This is a genomic window from Vibrio sp. 1151_11, assembly GCF_029478525.1.
In the GTDB taxonomy this organism is placed as follows: domain Bacteria; phylum Pseudomonadota; class Gammaproteobacteria; order Enterobacterales; family Vibrionaceae; genus Vibrio; species Vibrio anguillarum.
On record NZ_SHMN01000074.1, the window covers coordinates 1 to 2,122 of the forward strand.

The 2,122-nt window shown below is 46.1% G+C and carries 1 protein-coding gene; it reads left to right on the forward strand.

The window, feature by feature from the left end:
* Positions 1–537: 537 nt before the first annotated feature.
* Positions 538–2,010 carry a group II intron reverse transcriptase/maturase gene (gene ltrA, locus EXZ60_RS18780; RefSeq protein ID WP_277436147.1) on the forward strand — a complete coding sequence of 491 codons (1,473 nt, stop codon included), beginning with the start codon at positions 538–540 and terminating at the stop codon, positions 2,008–2,010.
* The last annotated feature ends 112 nt before the right edge of the window (positions 2,011–2,122 follow it).

Here is a 2,122-nt window from a genome sequence, read left to right on the forward strand (position 1 = left end):
CTTAATGTGTGAACCATCTGTATCACCAGATGAACCTAGGACTCTGAATAAAGTAGCGAGTCTGACAATGTAACGAAGACTGGTCATGCACCAGTCGGGATCTAAATCGCGAGAGAACGATCCTCCTGATAACCACAATCGGGTGAGTGCTAGGTAGTCAGCATGATGAACATAAGTGAATCCGCATAAGGTGCGTTATATGATGAATCAGCGGAAGTGGTTAATACGCTGTGGCCAAAAGGCATGAGAGTCGGAAAGAGATTGCCCCGTGCTCTTTCGTGATCGTTGAACTCTCCGCACTATAGCGGGCATCTACACTGACATTGCGCGACATACGGAACACGGTAAGCCTGTATCACTCCCTCTGGGAAAGCCTTCGTGGCCGATAGTGATGCAGGTATAGGAGGTTGGAAAAAGCGAAGGCTGCATTGTAACGATGCAGATACAGATCCCTATCTGATCACGAAAGTGGGCTGACTTCCGACTGGTCTTCCGTTGCAAGAGAATTTGAAGAACTTTATTCAAGGAGAAACGCAAATGATGATTTCAAAAGAGATTAGTGCATCTCCTGACAGTGCTCAATGGCAATCCACCAATTGGAAAGACGTTGAATCTAATGTTTTAAAGCTTCAGATGCGTATTGCAAAGGCAACACGAGAAGGTAAACACAGCAAAGCGAAAGCGTTGCAGTGGATACTGACTCACTCGCGATCAGCAAAACTTCTTGCTGTTAAGCGGGTATCTCAAAATAAAGGCAGTAAAGCGCCTGGAATTGATGGCGTTATCTGGAGCACGGATACGCGCCGCATGAAAGCAGTCAATCAATTGAGCAGAAAAGCTTATCAAGCCAAACCGCTCAAGCGTATCTACATCCCCAAGAAAAATGGCAAGCTCAGACCACTAGGTATCCCCTGCATGGTCGATAGAGCGCAGCAAGCGCTTCATCTTCTTGCTCTGGAGCCTGTATCAGAAACACTTGCCGACCCTAACAGCTATGGATTTAGACCAAACCGCAGCACTGCCGATGCAGTCGCACAGTGCTTCAAGTGTCTGGCATTAAAGAAATCAGCTCAATGGGTTCTTGAGGGAGACATCAAAGCCTGTTTCGACAAGATCGGACATCAATGGCTTATGGACAACATTGCCGTAGATAAACGTATGTTGGAACAATGGCTAAAGTCTGGTTTTATAGACAAAGGGTTGTTCTATCGCACTGACGAGGGAACACCACAAGGTGGGGTCATATCTCCGACCTTGATGCTTATGACTCTTGTAGGGCTTGAGCAACGCATAAAGTCTACTGCACTAAAAAAGGGTGCTAGAGCCAACTTTATTGGATACGCCGACGATTTCGTCGTCACCTGTGCTTCAAAGGAAGTGCTGGAGAACGATATTAAACCGTTGATTGCTGATTTCTTAGCAGAAAGAGGCTTAACACTCTCCGAAGAGAAAACGCACATTACCCATATCAGCCGTGGTTTTGACTTCTTAGGCTTTAATCATAGGAAGTACAAAGGGAAATTGCTCATTAAACCGAGCAAATCCAACACACTGCTGTTCTTGAGTAACTTGCGTGAACTCATCAAAAAGCACGCAACTATCCCCGTTAACGATTTAATCAAGTTGGTAAATCCGAAACTCAGGGGCTGGTCGAATTACTATCGACACTGTGTAGCTAAACAGGCATTCGGATATGTAGGTCACAAGCTATTCCATGCGTTATGGCACTGGGCTAAAAGGCGTCATCCAACAAAGTCTAGAACTTGGGTCGCTCTTAAATACTTCATCAACCGTCAAGGTCAATGGCAATTTCACGGTTGGCAGAAGATCATGAATATGGATTGTCAGTTCAATCTGTTTCAAATAGCCAAAGTGCCGATAGAGAGACATGTGAAAATCAGGAGTGCCGCTACACCTTTTGATCCTCAACACCAAGAATACCTGGCAAAGAGAAAGTCAAAGAGGCAAAGTCGCAACTCTTGGCATGAGCCTGCTCTCACTGCTTTGTAAGTTGCTGGGTGCCAACTGGTGCCTTCGTGAAGGCTTGAGCCTAGTGCGGTGAAAGTTGCACGCTGGGTTCTTAGAGGGGCGACACTTGGTAACAGGTGTCGTCTACTCGACA

What these genes read in the sequence shown, in the direction of transcription:
- ltrA (WP_277436147.1), top strand. Translation starts at nt 538, where the DNA reads ATGATGATTTCAAAAGAGATTAGTGCATCTCCTGACAGTGCTCAATGG.